Annotated in this window: 21 protein-coding genes; 16 read left to right on the top strand and 5 right to left on the bottom strand. The window is 71.7% G+C overall.

Annotation, left to right across the window (positions count from 1 at the left end):
* From FJ091_15780 to FJ091_15795, 4 genes are all read left to right on the top strand, one after another.
* On the top strand, positions 1-395 hold a 395-nt coding region (locus FJ091_15780; protein MBM4384812.1), incomplete at its 5' end, for a hypothetical protein.
* Between the two features lie 4 nt (positions 396-399).
* Complete coding sequence (locus FJ091_15785) at positions 400-1008, top strand: GNAT family N-acetyltransferase (protein MBM4384813.1); 609 nt, start codon at positions 400-402, stop codon at positions 1006-1008.
* The gene (locus FJ091_15790) at positions 1001-1948 is read left to right on the top strand and encodes a DnaJ domain-containing protein (GenBank protein ID MBM4384814.1); all 948 of its coding nucleotides are present in this window, start codon (positions 1001-1003) and stop codon (positions 1946-1948) included. The genes FJ091_15785 and FJ091_15790 overlap by 8 nt, the downstream gene beginning before the upstream one ends.
* Positions 1949-2026: 78 nt before the next feature.
* Positions 2027-2704 carry a TetR/AcrR family transcriptional regulator gene (locus FJ091_15795; protein ID MBM4384815.1) on the top strand — a complete coding sequence of 226 codons (678 nt, stop codon included), beginning with the start codon at positions 2027-2029 and terminating at the stop codon, positions 2702-2704.
* A 7-nt stretch (positions 2705-2711) separates the two neighbouring features.
* On the opposite strand, the gene FJ091_15800 is transcribed toward FJ091_15795, so the two are convergent.
* On the bottom strand, positions 2712-4298 hold the full coding sequence (locus FJ091_15800) for a sigma-54-dependent Fis family transcriptional regulator (GenBank protein MBM4384816.1): 1587 nt from the start codon (positions 4296-4298) through the stop codon (positions 2712-2714).
* Positions 4299-4466: 168 nt separating this feature from the next.
* Between FJ091_15800 and FJ091_15805 the strand changes: the two genes are divergently transcribed.
* From FJ091_15805 to FJ091_15825, 5 genes are read left to right on the top strand one after another with little or no spacing between them, the layout of a single operon-like run.
* Positions 4467-5813, top strand: coding sequence for a porin (locus FJ091_15805; GenBank protein ID MBM4384817.1), 1347 nt, complete (start codon positions 4467-4469; stop codon positions 5811-5813).
* 42 nt (positions 5814-5855) lie between these two features.
* Positions 5856-6863, top strand: a complete 1008-nt coding sequence (locus tag FJ091_15810) for a sulfate ABC transporter substrate-binding protein (protein MBM4384818.1) — start codon at positions 5856-5858, stop codon at positions 6861-6863.
* Between the two features lie 7 nt (positions 6864-6870).
* A complete protein-coding gene (cysT, locus tag FJ091_15815) occupies positions 6871-7713 on the top strand; it encodes a sulfate ABC transporter permease subunit CysT (protein MBM4384819.1) in 843 nt (280 codons plus the stop codon).
* Positions 7714-7730: 17 nt separating this feature from the next.
* Positions 7731-8597 (top strand): sulfate ABC transporter permease subunit CysW, encoded by an 867-nt coding sequence (gene cysW, locus FJ091_15820; protein ID MBM4384820.1) that lies wholly within the window; start codon positions 7731-7733, stop codon positions 8595-8597.
* Entirely contained in the window at positions 8594-9724 is a 1131-nt protein-coding gene (locus FJ091_15825) for a sulfate ABC transporter ATP-binding protein (protein MBM4384821.1), read from the top strand. The genes cysW and FJ091_15825 overlap by 4 nt, the downstream gene beginning before the upstream one ends.
* A 6-nt stretch (positions 9725-9730) precedes the next feature.
* On the opposite strand, the gene FJ091_15830 is transcribed toward FJ091_15825, so the two are convergent.
* Together FJ091_15830 and FJ091_15835 are read right to left on the bottom strand one after the other, a co-directional pair.
* Positions 9731-10276, bottom strand: a complete 546-nt coding sequence (locus tag FJ091_15830; GenBank protein ID MBM4384822.1) for a gamma carbonic anhydrase family protein — start codon at positions 10274-10276, stop codon at positions 9731-9733.
* Positions 10273-11196 carry a TraB/GumN family protein gene (locus FJ091_15835; GenBank protein ID MBM4384823.1) on the bottom strand — a complete coding sequence of 308 codons (924 nt, stop codon included), beginning with the start codon at positions 11194-11196 and terminating at the stop codon, positions 10273-10275. Before FJ091_15835 ends, FJ091_15830 begins: the two co-directional genes overlap by 4 nt.
* Positions 11197-11306: 110 nt before the next feature.
* On the opposite strand from FJ091_15835, the gene FJ091_15840 reads away from it, so the two are divergent.
* The 6 genes from FJ091_15840 (at position 11307) to rplS (ending at position 14665) form a co-directional block, all read left to right on the top strand.
* Positions 11307-12254 carry an NADPH:quinone oxidoreductase family protein gene (locus tag FJ091_15840; protein MBM4384824.1) on the top strand — a complete coding sequence of 316 codons (948 nt, stop codon included), beginning with the start codon at positions 11307-11309 and terminating at the stop codon, positions 12252-12254.
* A 167-nt stretch (positions 12255-12421) separates the two neighbouring features.
* The gene (gene rpsP, locus FJ091_15845) at positions 12422-12706 is read left to right on the top strand and encodes a 30S ribosomal protein S16 (GenBank protein MBM4384825.1); all 285 of its coding nucleotides are present in this window, start codon (positions 12422-12424) and stop codon (positions 12704-12706) included.
* Positions 12707-12708: 2 nt separating this feature from the next.
* A complete protein-coding gene (locus tag FJ091_15850) occupies positions 12709-12936 on the top strand; it encodes a KH domain-containing protein (protein MBM4384826.1) in 228 nt (75 codons plus the stop codon).
* Positions 12933-13478, top strand: a complete 546-nt coding sequence (gene rimM / locus FJ091_15855; protein MBM4384827.1) for a 16S rRNA processing protein RimM — start codon at positions 12933-12935, stop codon at positions 13476-13478. Before FJ091_15850 ends, rimM begins: the two co-directional genes overlap by 4 nt.
* 54 nt (positions 13479-13532) lie before the next feature.
* Positions 13533-14234: a tRNA (guanosine(37)-N1)-methyltransferase TrmD gene (trmD, locus tag FJ091_15860; protein MBM4384828.1), complete on the top strand. Its 702-nt coding sequence runs from the start codon at positions 13533-13535 to the stop codon at positions 14232-14234.
* Positions 14234-14665: a 50S ribosomal protein L19 gene (gene rplS, locus FJ091_15865; protein ID MBM4384829.1), complete on the top strand. Its 432-nt coding sequence runs from the start codon at positions 14234-14236 to the stop codon at positions 14663-14665. Before trmD ends, rplS begins: the two co-directional genes overlap by 1 nt.
* Before the next feature lie 38 nt (positions 14666-14703).
* Here the strand turns inward: rplS and FJ091_15870 are convergent, their stop codons facing one another.
* The gene (locus tag FJ091_15870) at positions 14704-15075 is read right to left on the bottom strand and encodes a cupin domain-containing protein (protein ID MBM4384830.1); all 372 of its coding nucleotides are present in this window, start codon (positions 15073-15075) and stop codon (positions 14704-14706) included.
* A 45-nt stretch (positions 15076-15120) separates the two neighbouring features.
* Complete coding sequence (locus FJ091_15875; GenBank protein ID MBM4384831.1) at positions 15121-15513, bottom strand: YraN family protein; 393 nt, start codon at positions 15511-15513, stop codon at positions 15121-15123.
* A 156-nt stretch (positions 15514-15669) separates the two neighbouring features.
* Between FJ091_15875 and rsmI the strand changes: the two genes are divergently transcribed.
* The gene (gene rsmI, locus FJ091_15880) at positions 15670-16524 is read left to right on the top strand and encodes a 16S rRNA (cytidine(1402)-2'-O)-methyltransferase (protein ID MBM4384832.1); all 855 of its coding nucleotides are present in this window, start codon (positions 15670-15672) and stop codon (positions 16522-16524) included.
* The last annotated feature ends 1 nt before the right edge of the window (position 16525 follow it).

Raw genomic sequence — 16525 nt, forward strand, 5'->3', positions numbered from 1 at the left:
GGGTGCCGGCGCTCGCGGGCGTCGGGCCGCTGCCGTTCACGCTCGCGTTCATGCTGCACGGCGATCCCACGTTCGCGCTGTGGATCGCGACGCCCGGCATGGCGATCGCGGCGTTCTATCAGGGCCCAAGCTTCGCGACCGTGCAGAACCTCGCGCGCCCCGAGATGCGCTCGGTCGCGAGCGGCCTGATGCTCTTCATCACCACGATGATCGGCTACGCGCTCGGCCCGCCGACGATCGGGCTGCTGAACGATCACGTGTTCGCGCACCACGGCGACTTCGCGGTCCGCTACTCGCTCGCGCTCGTGCTCTCGGTCGCTGGCCTCGCCGGCACGCTCAGCTACGTCGTGGCGGGCCGCTACCTGCGCGCAGACCTGCATCGCGCAGCCGCCTGACGAGGTGAGCGCGCCCGAGCTCTCGCCGCTGCGCGCGGACGAAGTGCGCGAGGCCGCGCGGCTGCTCGCGCGCGCGTTCTGCGAGAACGCGATGAACCGCGTCGTCGCGCCGGGCTCGGCGCGCAGCCGCGAGCGCAGCAACGCCGCCGGCATGCGCGCCGTGCTGCCGCTCGCGCGCGTGCGGGGCGAGGTGCTCGCGGCGCGCGCAGGGCGCGAGCTCGCAGGCGTGCTCGTGGCGCTGCCGCCTGGCGTCGTCAGCGTGGGCCGCCCGGCCGTGCTCGACGCGCTGCGCCTCTTCTTCGTGCAAGGCCCGGGGGTCGCAGGCCGCTGGTCCGCCGTCGCGGAGGCGCTTCAGCTCCATCGCCCCGCCGCGCCCCACGCCTATCTCGCGACCCTCGGCGTCGCGCCCGACCGGCAGCGCGCCGGCGTCGGGCGCGCGCTGCTCGCGGACTGGCTTGCGCGCGTTGACGCTGGGAAACAGCGTGCATATCTCGAAACGGATTCGAGCAAGAACGTCACGTGGTACGAGCGCTTCGGCTTCGCGGTCCGCGCGGAGCTCGAGGTGCTCGGCGTGACCGTGCACCTCATGGAGCGAAGCCCGCGAGATGCCTGAGAAGTCTCTCTACGACACGCTCGGCGTCGCGCGCGAGGCCGACGCGGACGCGATCAAGAAGGCCTACCGGAGGCTCGCGAAGAAGTTCCACCCCGACGCGAACCCCGGCGACAAGAAGGCCGAGGAGCGCTTCAAGCAGATCTCGCGCGCCTACGACACGCTCTCGGACGCGGAGAAGCGGCGCGCCTACGACGAGTTCGGCGACATCGCGCTGCAGGCCGGCTTCGACCCGAACGCCGCGCGCCGCGCGCAGGCCGACTTCGGGCAAGCGTTCCGCGGCACCCACGGCAGCGATTTCGACTTCGGCGGCGCGGACATGGACGACCTGCTCGGGCGCATGTTCGGAGGCGCACGCGGTCGCGGCGCGGGCCGCCAGATGCGCGGGGCGGACGTCGAGGCCGAGCTCGAGCTCGAGTTCCTCGAAGCGGTGCAGGGCGGGGAGAAGAAGCTCACGCTCTCGCTCTCCTCCGCGCGCGGCGGCACGAGCGAGACGGTGACCGTGCGAATCCCGCCCGGCGTCGCCGACGGCGGACGCATCCGCCTCGCCGGCAAGGGCGGCGCCTCGCCCGGCGGCGGCCCGCGCGGCGACCTCTACTGCACGATCCGCGTGCGCCCCCACCCCGTGTTCCGCCGCGAAGGCCGCGACGTGCTGCTCGACGTGCCGATCAGCGTCGCCGAAGCCATCCGCGGGGCGCAGATCGAGGTGCCCACGCTCGAGGGCCGCGCCACCGTCGCGATCCCGCCCGGCACCGACAGCGGGCGCAAGCTGCGCCTGCGCGCGAAGGGCGTCCCCGATCCCGGCGGCGGCCCGCGCGGCGACCTCTACGTCGTGGTGCAGATCAAAGTGCCGCGCGGCCTCGACGCGAACGCGCTCGCCCACGTCGACGCGCTCGCCGAGCACGAGGCGAAGGACCTGCGCGAGGGGCTGTTTCGGGCCTGAGTGGCCATCGGTGCCAGGCACCGATGGCCAGGCGCGACTCGACTCCGCGCGCGCGCGTATGTCAGGCTGCTGCGCGCCATGACGACGCCCCCTACCACGACCGCCTCCGTCGACAAGAAGTCGCGGCGCGCGCGGCGCCCCGACGACGGGCGGCTCGTTCGCGGGCGCAAGAGCCGCGCGAAGATTCGCGCCGCGTTCCGCACGCTGTTCCGCGAGCACGGCTTCGACGCGACCACGCTGCGCATGATCGGCGAGCGCGCGGGCATGGGCGCGAGCTCGATCTACCGCCACATCCGCAGCAAGGAGGAGCTGCTCGTCGAGGACCTCGCCGAGCTGCAGAACGAGGCGTGGAAGAAGTTCCGCGCCGCCTGCCCGCGCCGCCTGCCCGCGCGCGAGCGGCTGCGCCGCTTCCTCGACGCGGAGCACGCGCTGCTCGCGCAGGACCGCGACTTCACCGTGGTGATGCTGCGTGCGACGACGCACCCCGAAGCGCGCGTCGCGAAGCGCGTGCTCGCGCTGCAAGACCGCACGATCGGCCTCGTCGCCGAGATCCTGCAAAGCGCGCGCTCGCGCGGCGAGCTGCGCAAGGACGCCGACGTGCTCGCCGCCGCGCGCACCGTGCTGCACGTGACGAACGGCGCCCGCATCGCGTGGGCGAACGGCCAGCTCGATGCCGAGGAGTGCCGCGAGGCGATCGCGGCGGCGGTGGAGTTGTTGTTCGCGGGGATTGCGGCGCCGGCGAAGAATGCGCGCTAGCGCGCGCTCAGCCGCGAAAGCTCGCCACGTCGATGCGCAGCTTTCGCATGCGCGCGCGCAGCGTGTGCGGGTTGATCGCGAGCAGCTGCGCGGCGCCGCGCGGGCCTTCGACGCGACCGCGCGTGTGCGCGAGCGCGCGCTCGATGTGAGCGCGCATCGCGTCGTCGAGGGTCGCGATGGCAGCTTCGGCGGGAGGCGCGCTTCGGTCGCGTGATGCCGAGGCGGCTCGCGGAGGCTCGGTCCGCTGAGGCCGCGCCGCGCGCGCGGGCGAGCCGAGCGCGGTCGCGACGTCGAGGCGATCCTGATCGCCCAGGATCACCGCGCGCTCCATCACGGCGCCGAGCTCGCGCACGTTGCCCGGCCAGGAGTAGTCGAGCAGCAGCTCGAGATCGCCGCGCGTGGGCAGGCGCGGTGGGCTGCCGAAGCGCGTCGCCGCGCGCAGCGCGAAGTGGGTCGCCAGCGCGGGAATGTCCTCGGGCCGCTCGCGCAGCGGCGGCAGCTCGATCGGGAACACCGCGAGCCGGTACCAGAGGTCCTCGCGGAACGCGCCGTCCGCGACCATCGCGCGCAGATCGCGGTGCGTCGCGGCGACGATGCGCACGTCGGCGTGCAGCGCGCGCTGCCCGCCCACGCGCTCGAAGCTGCCGTCCTGAAGGATCCGTAACAAGCGCACCTGCGCCGCGAGCGGCAGCTCGCCGATCTCGTCGAGAAACAGCGTCCCGCCGTCGGCGCGCTCGAACCAGCCTTTGCGCAGCGCGCCCGCGCCCGTGAACGAGCCGCGCTCGTGGCCGAACAGCTCGGAGTCGACGAGCCCGCTCGGAATCGCGCCGCAGTTCACGCGATGAAAAGGCGCGCCGGCGCGCCGCGAGCGCTGGTGAATCGCGCGCGCGACGACTTCTTTGCCCGAGCCGGTCTCGCCGAGCACGAGCACCGGCACGTCCGAATTCGCGACGCGATCGACGCGCGCCATCACGCTCGCGAGCCCGGCCTCGGCGCCCACGATCGTCTCGCGGTTCTCGCTGCGGCCGAGGCGCGAGAGCAGCGCGACGCGATCGGCCTCGGCCGCCGCTTGCTGCGTGGCGAGCGCGCGCACGCGCTCCTCGTTCTCGAGCGCGGCACTGAGCGGCTCCGCGAGCGCCTCCGCGAACGCGACGTGCTCGGGCGCGAAGTGGGCGCCGCGGCGCGCGACGAGCAGCAGCGCGCCCGCCGGCGCCTCGCGATGCCCGAGCGGCGCGAGCAGCGCGTCGCCGCTCAAGCCGCTCGGGATCGCGCCCGGTGCGCGTGGTTCGAGTGCGCGCGCGCGCCCGTGCAGGACACGTCCGGTCAGCGCCCAGCCGACGAGGTCCTCGAGCTGCGCGGGCTCGAGCTCGCTGCGCTCCGCGCCCGGCGCGTGCGCGTGCGCGTGCGGGGGCACTGCGGCCGACGCGACCGTCTCGACGCACGCGCGCGCCCGATCGATGCGTCGCACCGCGAGCGCGCCGATCGGCAGCTGGCGCGCAACCAGCGGGGCGATCGCCTCGACGGCGGGCGCGAGCGACGAGGCGCCCGAGATCTCGCGCCAGATCGCGAGCAGAGAGGCGTGATGGCGCTGCATGCGTGCTCCCAGGAAATGTGACGGACAAGAATTAGTCATAGATAGCCAGCGAATGTGACGGATCAATCCCGTCCTATTTGACGGCAAATGGCCCAGGCCGCTTCTCAGGCGCCGGCGCGGCTGGCATGCGGGTTGCTCTGCGGCTCCGGGACTCGAAGGAGCCACGTCATGGAGTTGCGGAAGAAGCTCGCTGCGCTGTCGGCGGCGCTCGTGCTCAGCGCTTCACAGCCGATCGTCGCGGAGACGGACGCCGAGCTGATCGAGCGGCTGAACGCGCTCGAAGCGGAGCTCGCGCTGGTGAAGCGCAAGCTCGAAGTGAAACAGGAGGAGGACGAGAACAAGGCGTCGACCGCTGCGCTCGTGACGGCCGACAAGAGCGGCTTCCAGATCACGTCGCCGGATCGCACGAGCTTCCGCTTGCGCATCCGCGGCTACGCGCACGCCGACAGCCGCACCTTCCTCGAGACGCGCTCGCTCACCGCGCGCGAGACGTTCACGCTGCGCCGCGCGCGCCTGAACCTCGAGGGCACGCTGTTCGAGCACGTCGACTTCCGCCTGATGCCCGACTTCGGCGGCTCCGGTCCGTCGCTTCAAGATGCCTACGTCAACCTGCGCTACTGGCCGCTCGCGCAGCTGCAGGCGGGTCAGTTCAAGTCGCCGTTCGGGCTCGAGCGCTTGCAGTCGGCGACGGCGCTCACGTTCGTCGAGCGCGGCTTTCCCACGCAGCTCGCGCCGAACCGCGACCTCGGCGTGATGCTGCAGGGCGACTTCCGCGAAGGCGTCCTCCAGTACCAGCTCGCCGCCGTGAACGGCGTGACCGACGGCGCGAGCGCGACGGGCGACTCCGACGACTCGAAGGATGTCGTCGCGCGCGTGTTCGCGCAGCCGTTCCTCGAGACGAGCTGGGCGCCGCTGCAGGGCCTCGGCGTCGGCTTCGCCGCGAGCTACGGCGACCAGTCGCGCGCGACCACCACCTACCGCACAAACGGCCAAGACGTGTTCTTCCGCACCGTGAACGGCGTGACCGAGGACGGTGAGCGGCTGCGGCTCGCGCCGCAGGCGTACTGGTACTGGGGTCCGTTCGGCTCGCTGTTCGAGTGGACGAAGTCCGAGACGAATCTGCAGAGCGCGACGCTCGGCAGCATCGAGTCCGACGTGCGCGCCTGGCAGGTGGCGGCGAGCTGGGTGCTCACCGGCGAGTCGGCGAGCTTCCGCGGCGTGAAGCCGCGCAACCCGTTCCGCCCGAGCGACGGCACCTGGGGCGCGCTCGAGCTCGCCGCGCGTTACCACCGCCTCGAAGTCGACGACGACGTGTTCGCCGCGGGCTTCGCCTCGCGCACGGTCTCGGCGCAGCGGGCGGACGCGTGGACCGTCGGCCTCAACTGGATGCTGAACCCGTTCGTGAAGCTCGTCCTCAACTACGAGCGCACCGAGTTCGACGGCGGCGGCGCGGTGCTCGGCACCGATCGGCCGGGCGAGGACCTCCTCGCGACGCGCGTCCAGCTCAACTACTAGCGCCGGCCCTCGCGCGGCCTGACATCGACGAAGGATCAAATCATGCGCTCGATTCGCCTGCTCACGATCTCGCTCGCGCTCTCGCTGCTCCCGCTCGCCACAGCGGCGCAGACCTCGCTGCTCAACGTGTCGTACGACCCGACGCGCGAGCTCTACGACGACTACAACGCGCTGTTCGCCAAGCACTGGAAGCAGAAGAGCGGTGGCGACGTCGTCGTGCGCCAATCCCACGGCGGCTCCGGCAAGCAGGGCCGCGCCGTGATCGACGGGCTCGAGGCCGATGTGGTGACGCTCGCGCTCTCGGGCGACATCGACGCGCTCGCGACGCGCGGGAATCTGCTGCCGAAGGCGTGGCAGAAGCGCCTCCCTAACAACTCGTGCCCGTACACGTCCACGATCGTGCTGCTCGTGCACAAGGGCAACCCGAAGAAGATTCACGACTGGGACGACCTCGCGCGGCCCGGCGTGGTCGTGATCACGCCGAACCCGAAGACCTCCGGCGGCGCGCGCTGGAACTTCCTCGCGGCCTGGGGCTGGGCGCTCGACAAGTGGAGCGGCGACGAGGCCAAGGCGCGCGAGCTGCTCGCCGGCATCTTCAAGAACGTGCCGGTGATGGACACCGGCGCGCGCGGCTCGCTCACCACCTTCGCGGAGCGGCGACTCGGCGACGTGATGATCGCTTGGGAGAACGAGGCGCTGCTCGCGCGCGAGTCGCTCGGCGCCGACAAGTTCGAAGTGGTCGTGCCGTCGGGCAGCATCCTCGCGGAGCCGCCCGTCGCGCTCGTGGACGTGGTCGCGCGCCGCAAGGGGACGACCGCGGTCGCGAGCGAGTACCTGAAGCACCTCTACTCGCCCGCGGCGCAGGAGCTGATCGCGAAGCATCACTACCGCCCGTCGGACGCGGGCGTCGCCGCGAAGCACGCCGCCAAGTTCCCGAAGCTGAAGCTGTTCACGATCAGCGACAAGTTCGGCGGCTGGGCGAAGGCGCAGGCGCGCTTCTTCAACGAAGGCGGCGTGTTCGATCAAATTCAGGCGCAGGCGCGGCGGTAGCGCGGCCGTGGCGGCGAAACGCAAACGCCGGGTGCTGCCCGGCTTCGGCCTCTCGCTCGGCTTCGCCGCGACTTATCTCGGCCTCGTCGTGCTGCTGCCGCTCGTGGCGCTGATCGTGAAGGCGGCCGAGGCGACGCCGAGCGAGTTCTTCGCGGCCGCGTTCTCAGAACGCGCGCTCGCTTCGTACCGCGTGTCGTTCGGCGCTTCGCTCGCGGCGGCCGCCTTCAACGCGCTCTTCGGGCCGCTGCTCGCCTGGGTGCTCGCCCGTTACCGCTTCCCCGGCCGCGAAGCGATCGATGCGCTCGTCGATCTGCCCTTCGCGCTGCCGACTGCGGTCGCCGGCATCACGCTCACCGCGCTGCTCGCGTCCACCGGCCTCGTAGGCGCGCAGCTCGCTAAGCTCGGCGTCGAGGTCGCGTACACGAAGCTCGGCATCGCGGTCGCGCTCGCGTTCATCGGCCTCCCGTTCGTCGTGCGCACGGTGCAGCCGGTGCTCGCCGATCTCGACAAGGAGTGGGAGGAGGCCGCCGCCACGCTCGGCGCCGGCCGCTGGCGCACGTTCCGCAGCGTGCTCTTGCCCGCGCTCTGGCCCGCGATCGCGACGGGCTTCGCGATGGCGTTCGCGCGCGGCATCGGCGAGTACGGCTCGGTCGTCTTCATCTCGGGCAACATGCCGTACGAGACCGAGATCGCTCCGCTGCTGATCGTCACGCAGCTCGAGCAGTACGACTACGTCGGCGCGACCGCGATCGCGGTCGTGATGCTGAGCGCGTCGTTCACGCTACTGCTCGCGATGAACGCGCTGCAGCGCCGGCTCGGCGCCGCCAAGGCGCAGGAGGTGCACGCGTGAGCGCCGCCGACTGGAGCGTGCTGCGTCCGAAGCGCTCGCCGCATTCGCTCGCCACGAGCGAGCCGAGCGGCGTGCGCGCCGCGCTGATCGCGTTCGCGGTCGCGTTCGCCGTGTTGTTATTGGTGCTGCCCCTCGCGACGGTGTTCGTGAGCGCCTTCGCGAGCGGCATCGGCGCGTTCTTCGAGGCGCTGAGCGAGCCCGACGCCCTCGCCGCCGTGAAGCTCACGCTCTGGATCGCGGCGATCTCGGTGCCCCTCAACGCGGTGTTCGGCGTCGCCGCCGCGTGGGCGATCGCGCGCTTCGAGTTCCGCGGCAAGGCGCTGCTCGTGACCGCGATCGATCTGCCGCTCGCCGTCTCGCCGGTCGTGTCCGGCCTCATCTACGTGCTCTGCTTCGGCGCGCAGGGCGTGCTCGGGCCGTGGCTGATGGAGCACGGCATCCGCATCATCTTCGCGGTGCCGGGCATCGTGCTCGCCACCACCTTCGTCACGTTTCCGTACGTCGCGCGCGAGCTGATCCCGCTGCTCGAAGAGCAGGGCGACGAGGAAGAGCAGGCGGCGATCTCGCTCGGCGCGAGCGGCTGGCAGATGTTCCGCCGCATCACGCTGCCGAACATGAGCCTCGGTCTGCTGTACGGGATCGTGCTGCTGAACGCGCGCGCGATGGGCGAGTTCGGCGCGGTGTCCGTCGTCTCGGGCCACATCCGCGGCGAGACGAACACGATCCCGCTGCACGTCGAGGTGCTTTACAACGAGTACCAGGGCCAGGCCGCGTTCGCGGTCGCGTCGCTGCTCGCGGCGCTCGCCGTGGTCACGCTCGTCGCGAAGCGCCTGCTCGAAAACCGGCTCGCGCGCGCGAGCCGCAACGCTCCGGAGAACTCATGAGCATCGAAGCCAAGTCGATCACCAAGCAGTTCGGCGCGTTCACCGCGTTGGGCGGCGTCGACCTGCACGTGAAGGAGGGCGACCTGCTCGCGCTGCTCGGGCCTTCGGGCTCGGGCAAGACGACGCTGCTGCGCATCCTCGCGGGCCTCGAGACGCCCGACGCGGGCCGCGTCTTCATCGACGACGTGGATGCGACGGATCACGCGGTCGGCGACCGCGGCATCGGCTTTGTGTTCCAGCACTACGCGCTGTTCAAGCACATGAGCGTGCTCGAGAACGTCGCGTTCGGCCTGCGCGTGAAGCCGCGCCGCCAGCGCCTCGCGGACGCGGAGATTCGCAAGCGCGCGCTCGAGCTGCTGGACTTCGTGCAGCTCGCCGGCCTCTCGGAGCGCATGCCGGCGCAGCTATCAGGCGGACAGCGCCAGCGCGTCGCGCTCGCGCGCGCTCTCGCGGTGCGGCCGCGCGTGCTGCTGCTCGACGAGCCGTTCGGCGCGCTCGACGCGCGCGTGCGCAAGGACCTGCGCCGCTGGCTGCGAAAGCTCCACGACGAGCTGCACATCACGAGCGTGTTCGTGACGCACGATCAGGAGGAAGCGCTCGAGCTCGCCGACCGCGTCGTGGTGATGAACCAGGGCCGCATCGAGCAGGTCGGATCCACGGACGAGCTCTACGAGCGCCCGGCGTCGCCTTTCATCTTCGACTTCCTCGGCGACGCGAACGTGCTTCCCGCGGAAGTGCGCGGACGCAGCGTGTTCCTGCAAGGCGCCGAGCAGCCGATCGCCAGCGACGCGATTCATCCGAGCGGCGCCGCGGATGTCTACGTACGGCCTGGCGACCTGCGCCTCGCCGACGCGGGCGCGGCGGGCGTCGAGGTCGTGATCGAGAGCGTGCAGCGCACGGGGCCGATCGTGCGCGTGGCCGCGCAGCTGCGCGGGGGGCGGCTGCCCGTCGCGATCGAGCTGCCGCACCTGCATCACGACGTGCCGCACTTCGTCGCGGGCGCAGCGCTGAGGCTGCGGCTCATGCAGTTCAGCGTGTTCCCGCGAGAGGCGCGCGCGCCGTCGCCGCCGACACTCGCGGCGCCGGTGCTGATCGGGCGTGAGCGCGAGCGCGAGATCGCGGGCTGAGCGCGCTCACCCCCGCGCCTTCAGCTCCTGGCGAAACTTTGCGAACGCCTCGCCCTCCCACGCGCGATGCTCGCCCTTCGCGTAGGCCTGCGCGTTGCGCGCGTAGTTCCAGGCGTTCTCGCGGTTCTCGCGCGTGAAGTCGCGCTGCTTGATCACCTTGCCGGGCACGCCCGCCACGAGCGAGTGCGGCGGCACGATCATCTTCTCGCGCACCACGGCGCCCGGCGCGACGATCGAGCCGCGGCCGATCACGGCGCCGTCCATCACGATCGCGCCGATGCCGATCAGGCAGTCGTCCTCGATCGTGCAGCCGTGGACCACGGCGCGGTGGGTGATCGAGCACAGGTCGCCGATCACGGTGGGGTCGTCGTAGCCGACGTGGATCATCGTGAAGTCTTGGATGTTCGTGTTGCGCCCGATCTGCACGCGCTGGCACTCGCTGCGAATCACGACGTTCGGCCACAGCGAGGAGCCTTCGCCCACTGAGATGCGCCCGTAGAGCTGCACGCCGGGCGCGATGAACACGCTCGGATGGATCTCTTGCACGCTCACTCCTTCGCGCTTCGCCGCGCGCGCGGCGTCTTCGGGATGCGCTCGACTCGATAACCGAGCGCGGCGAGAAGCTGCGGGATCGCGGTCTCGCCCACCATGTGGCCCGCGCCGAGCGCGACGAACCAGCGCCCGCCCGCGTCGACGAGCTTCGCGATGTCGGCGGCGAAGTCGCGATTGCGCGCGTGGTAGATCGACTCGAAGTACGGGGCCGCGTCCGGCCCGGTGGGCGAGGCGAAGACCGCGCGCGCGAGCGAAGCGAGGTCGCCGCGCTGCCAGGCGAGCGCGAGCGTGTCGACGGGCGATCCCGGCGCCGGGAACACGGCGTCGCGCAGCAACAACTCCTGCGTGGCGAGCGGCATCGCGTCGAAGCGCGCGATCTGCTCTGCGGTGGTCTCGAGGCCGCGCGCCGGCTTCTGCGCGGCGATCGCGTCCGCCGCGAGGCTGCGCTCGACGCCGACTTCGCGCGAGAAGCCCTCGGCTTCGAGCTGATCGCTCGCGAGCGCGAGCGTCACGACCCACGGCTCCCAGCCGAGCCAACGATCGAGCGGGATCTTTCGCTCGCGAAAACGCTTCTCGACGGCGCTGAAGACTTCCGGCGAGATCAGCTCACGGAACGTCTTGCCCTCGGGGAGCTGACCGAGGTCGATGATCAGGTTCGTGACGAGCGGCGAGCCGAGTTCCTCGGGCGCCACTTCGAGCACGAGCTCGTCCGCGGCTGCGAGCGCGCTCGCGATTGCGGGATCGAGCGCGAGCTCCTGCTTCCCGACGTGCAGCGTGCCGAGCAGGTGCGCGCTGCCGCCCGCGCCGTCGGCGCGCGCGATGCGCCAGAACACCAGCTCGCCCGTCTCGCGCGGGCGCGGTGTCGTCGCGCACGCCGACAGCGCGAGGGCGAGAGCGAGCAGCGTGCGCGTCCCGGTCACGTCGCGGCTCGCTCCCTAATCACTCGCGCGCGGCGCTGCGCGCGGGAGCGCTTATCGTAGGTGCTTCTCGCGGAGGAACTCGCGTGCGTGCAGTCGTCGTGGATCGCTGGATGGACCCCTCGGAGCTGCGGGTGTCGGAAGCGCCGGAGCCGGAGCTGCGGCCCGGCGCGCTGCTCGTCGACGTGAAGGCCGCGGGCTGCAACTTCTTCGACATCCTGATGGTGCAGGGCCGCTATCAGCAGAAGCCGCCGTTCCCGTTCATCCCCGGCGCCGAGATCGCGGGCGTGGTGCGCGCAGTGGGCGACGGCGTGCGCGGCTTCGCGCCCGGCGACCGCGTGCTCGCGGGCCCGGGCCTCGGCGCGTTCGCAGAGCGCGCGCTGGTGGCCGCCCGCGATGCGCACGAGCTGCCGAGCGCGATGAGCTTCGCGGAGGGCGCGGCGCTTCCCACGATCTACCCCACCTCGTACGCGGGCCTCGTCTTCCGCGCGCGCCTCGCGCAGGGCGAGACCCTGCTGGTGCACGCCGCAGCGGGCGGCGTCGGCAGCGCGGCGGTGCAGATCGGCCGGGCGCTCGGGGCGCGGGTGATCGCCACGGCCTCGGGCGAGGAGAAGCTGAAGATCGCGCGCGAGGCGGGGGCCGACGTGGCGATCGACTACACGCGCGAAGACTGGGTCGCGCGCGTGCTGGCGGAGACCTGGGGGCGCGGCGCCGACGTGATCTACGACTCGGTGGGCGGCGACGTCTTCGACAAGTCCCTCAAGTGCATCGCCTGGAACGGGCGCCTGCTCGTGATCGGCTTTGCCGGGGGCGAGATCCCGAGCGTGAAGGCGAACCGCATCCTGCTGAAGAACATCGCCGTGGTGGGCCTGCACTGGGGCGCCTACGCGAAGTTCGAGCCGGAGCGCATCCCCGAGACGTACCGGGCGCTCTTCGACATGGCCGAGAAGGGCGAGATCCGCCCGCTGATCTACCGCGAGTACCCCCTGGCCGAGGTGGCCGCTGCGCTGGCGGCGCTCGGCTCGAGGCAGAGCTGGGGGAAGGTGATCCTCGCGCCGTGAGCGGGTCACGCGGTGGCACGCTTGGGGTCAGACCCCGGGCGTGACTCCGCAAATTCCGCGTTGACCCCTCCCGGCGCCTCGCCTAGCTTGCGCGGCCTTTCGCGGGCCCAATTCGGCGATTTCGCGACGAAATTGCTCCCTGCGGCGCGCGGTTCCCCGGAGTCCTCATGGTCAAGATTCGTCTCATGCGTGCGGGTGCGAAGAGCCGCCCGTACTACCGCCTGATCGCGATCGACGAGCGCGCGCCCCGCAACGGCCGCAAGCTCGAAGAGCTCGGCACGTACGACCCCATCGCGAAGGGCGCGCAGATCAAGCTGTACGGCGAGCGCATCGCGAAGTGGGTGGGCAAGGGCGCGCAGATGACTCCCGCCGCCAAGGCGCTGGTGAAGCGCGGCAGGAAGCTCGAAGCGACGCTGCTCGCAGCCGCCGCCGCGAGCGAGGCCTCGGCGTAGTCGTGGCCAGCGCAGCGGAGCTCGTGGAGTTCATCGCGAAGGGCATCGTGGACTCGCCGGACGCGGTGCGCGTGAATGCGCAGGACGGCGGGCGGCTGCTCGAGCTCGTCACCGCGGACGAGGACCGCGGGCGCGTGATCGGGCGCCAAGGCCGCGTCGCGAAGGCGATCCGCTCGGTGCTCGCCGCCTCGCGCAGCGGGCGCGACGTGCGGCTCGACATCGTCGATTGAGTTTTCGCGCGCCCTCGCGCCGAGTGATCGTCGGGCGCATCGCGGGCGCGCACGGGATTCGCGGGGAAGTTCGCGTCGAGCTTCAGTCGAGCGCCGAGTTGCTCCTGGGATTGCAGCGCGTCGCGCTCTCCCGAGTTGGCATCGACGACCCGCAGGCAACTGAAACCGAGATCGAGGGAGGAACGACAGCAAGGCCGGGCGAGGCGAGGCTCAGGCTCAACGGCATTGCGGATCGCGATGCGGCTGAGGCGCTGCGCGGAACGCTCGTGCTCGCGAGCACGCAAGACCTGCCGCCGCTTCCCGCGGGCAGCCACTACTGGTTCGAGCTGGTGGGCTGCGCGGTCGAGAGGGCGAGCGGCGAGCGCGTCGGTGAGGTGAGCGAGCTCTGGGACACCGGCGCCGCGCACGACGTGCTCGTGGTCGCGGGCGACGACGGCAAGCGGCGACTGATCCCGATGGTGAGCGCGCTCCTGCGCACGGTGGACGTCGCGGCGAAGCGCATCGTGCTCGAGGACGTCGCGGGCCTCGCGGATCCGGCGTAGCAAGCGAAGCGCGCAGCAAGCCGAAGGCGAGCGAAGTTCAGCGCGGAGCGCCGCATGAAACGAGTGGACGTCATCACGATCTTCCCCGAGCTGTTCGCGCCGTTTCGCGAGGCGGGCGTGCTCGGGCAGGCGATTGCGCGAGGCGAGCTGATTCTCGAAGCGCACGACCTCCGGAGCTGGACGAAGGACAAACACCGCAGCGTCGACGACATCCCCTACGGCGGGGGTCCCGGCATGGTGATGAAGCCGGAGCCGATCGTGGAGGCGGTCGAGGCGGTGGTGGGAGCGAAGGGCGCGCGCGGGGCGCGCGTGCTGCTGATGAGCCCGCAGGGCGAGAGGTTCACGCAAGAAAAGGCGAAGGAGTGGGCCCGGGAGAGCCATCTCGCGATCGTGTGCGGCCGGTATGAGGGCGTGGACCAGCGCGCCATCGAGCTGGCGATCGACGAGGAGATCTCGATAGGGGACTACGTGCTGTCGGGCGGCGAGGCCGCGGCGATGGTGGTGATCGAGGCAGTTTCGAGATTCGTGCCGGGGGTGCTCGGGAACCCGGCTTCAGCGGAGACGGAGTCGTTCCAACAGAGTTTGCTCGAAGGGCCGCAGTACACGCGGCCCGCCGAGTTCCGGGGGCTCGCAGTGCCCGAGGTGCTGCGCTCCGGGGATCATGCAAAGATCGCGCGCTGGCGGGCGGAAGCGGCGCTCGCGCGCACAAAGCAGCGGCGGCCGGACCTCTTGGCGCGCGGCGAAGGAGACGAGTGATGAATGCAGTAGACGTGATCGAGCGCGAGTCGCACCGCAAGGACCTGCCCCCGTTCCGGTCGGGCGACACGGTGCGCGTGCACGTGAAGATCCGCGAAGGCGACAAGGAGCGGACGCAGGTGTTCGAGGGCGTCGTGATCCGCCGCCGCCGCGGAGGCTCGAGCGGCAGCTTCACCGTGCGCAAAGTCTCCTACGGCGTCGGCGTCGAGCGCATCTTCCCCACCGATTCGCCGAGCGTGGAGAAGCTCGAGATCAAGAGCCGCGGCCACGTGCGCCGCTCGCGCCTCTACTTCCTGCGCGACCTGCGCGGCAAGAAGGCGCGCCTGCGCTCGAAGCTGCGCGACCTCTCGGGCCTCGTGCCCGAGGAAGGCGCCGACGAGCGCGAAGCGGTGCTCGCCGCGGCTGCCGCAGGCGCACCCGAAGCGAAGTAGGCACGCGGCCATCGGTGCCAGGCACCGATGGCCACTCGTCAGGCCTTGCTCGTGCCCTCGCGCCCGAAGTCGTCCTCGATGCGCACCACGTCGTCGAGCTCGGGCGTCGACACCTCCATCACCTCGACGCGCTCGAGCGCGATGAAGCGGTGGATGCGGCCCACCGGCACGCGCCGGTGCTCACCGGGCCCGAGGTCGATCTCCTGCAGCTTGCCCGCATCGTCCTCGAGCACGAGGCGCAGCTGGCCGCGCACGACGTAGATCGTCTCGTCCTTCTTCAGGTGCTTCTGCAGCGAGAGCCGCTTGCCTGCTTCGATCACGAGCAGCTTGCCCACGTAGCGATCCGTGTGCGCCCAGATCAGCTCGTGACCCCAGGGCTTCTCCACCCGCCGCGCGCCGTCGCCTGCCACCACACACCTCGGTCTGGCGAGTATCGGCGCGCCCGCCGCGAGGCTTCACCGCTCCTCGCTCGCGTCGAAGGCCGCCTGCCAGTGGCGCAACTCGTATCCGCCGCCCGGGAGCGCCGCCACTGCGATCACGTCGAAGCGCGCGCGCAGGTGCGCCGCGCGCCGCGCATGGAGCCACGCGTACGCCCCGCGCACGAGCCGCGCACGCTTGCGCGCATCCACGGCTTCCTCCGCCGCACCCGCGAGCGCGCCGCGCCGCGTCTTCACCTCCACGAACACGCACACGCCGCCGCGCAGCGCGACGAGATCGAGCTCGACGCCCTCCGCGCGCGCGTTGCGCGCCACGACGCGATAGCCGCGTCGCGCTAGATACTGCGCCGCGCAGCGTTCGCCCGCGGCGCCGAGCGCGAGCCGCTCGGGATCCCGAGTTGTTACGGCCACGTTCCGTCTCCCGGGACCAGCGGGGCGACCAGCCGACGCTAGCGAGCGAGCGGAGCAAAGGAATGACAGTGGGCGATCGGCAAGCCTGCACGCGCCGCCGAAGTCGGCGGCGCAGCAGGCGCGCAGTGAGCCGCAGGCGAGCGGAGTTCGGAAGAGATGGGAACGCTGCACGTGATCGCGACGCCGATCGGCAACCTCGACGACATCACGCTGCGCGCGCTCGCGGAGCTTCGTGCGACTGAGGTGCTCTACGCCGAGGACACGCGCCGCACGCGCATCTTGCTCGATCGCCACGGCATTCCCGTGCGCGCGCGCTCGCTGCACGCCCACAACGAGGCCGAGCGCTGCGCGGAGGCGCTCGCAGCGCTCGCGGAGGGGCGGCGCGTCGCGCTCGTGTCGGATGCCGGCACGCCGACGGTCTCGGATCCGGGCGCGCGGCTCGCGGCGGAGGCGATCGCGGCGGGGCACACGGTCGTGGCGCTGCCCGGTGCTTCGGCGGTGCTCACTGCCCTCGTCGTGTCCGGCTTGCCCGCGACACCGTTCACGTTCGTCGGCTTTCTGCCGCGCCGTGGGCGTGAGCGTTCGGAGCTGATCGATTCGCTCCGCTCGCGTCCGGAGACGCTCGTCTTCTTCGAGTCGCCGCAGCGCATCGCGGATACGCTCGGCGAGCTCGCCGACGCGCTCGGCGATCGGCGCGGCTGCGTCGCGCGCGAGCTCACGAAGCTCCACGAGGAGGCCGCGCGCGGCACGCTGCGCGAGCTCGCGGCGCGATTCGCCGAGGGCGCGCGCGGTGAGATCACGCTCGTGGTCGAGGGCGCGCGCGCGGAGGATGCGCCGGCGCCGAGCGCGGAGGCGCTGCGCCGGCGCGTCGCGGAGCTGCTCGCGAGCGGGCTCTCGCCGCGCGACGTTGCCGACGCGCTGCGCGGCGAAACGCGGCTCCCGCGCCGCGAGCTGTACGCGCTCGCGCTCACGCTGAGGGCAGAGCGCGCAGCTGAGAGCGAGGCGGAGTGAC

Source organism: Deltaproteobacteria bacterium (assembly GCA_016875395.1).
Lineage (GTDB): Bacteria > Myxococcota_A > UBA9160 > UBA9160 > UBA6930 > VGRF01.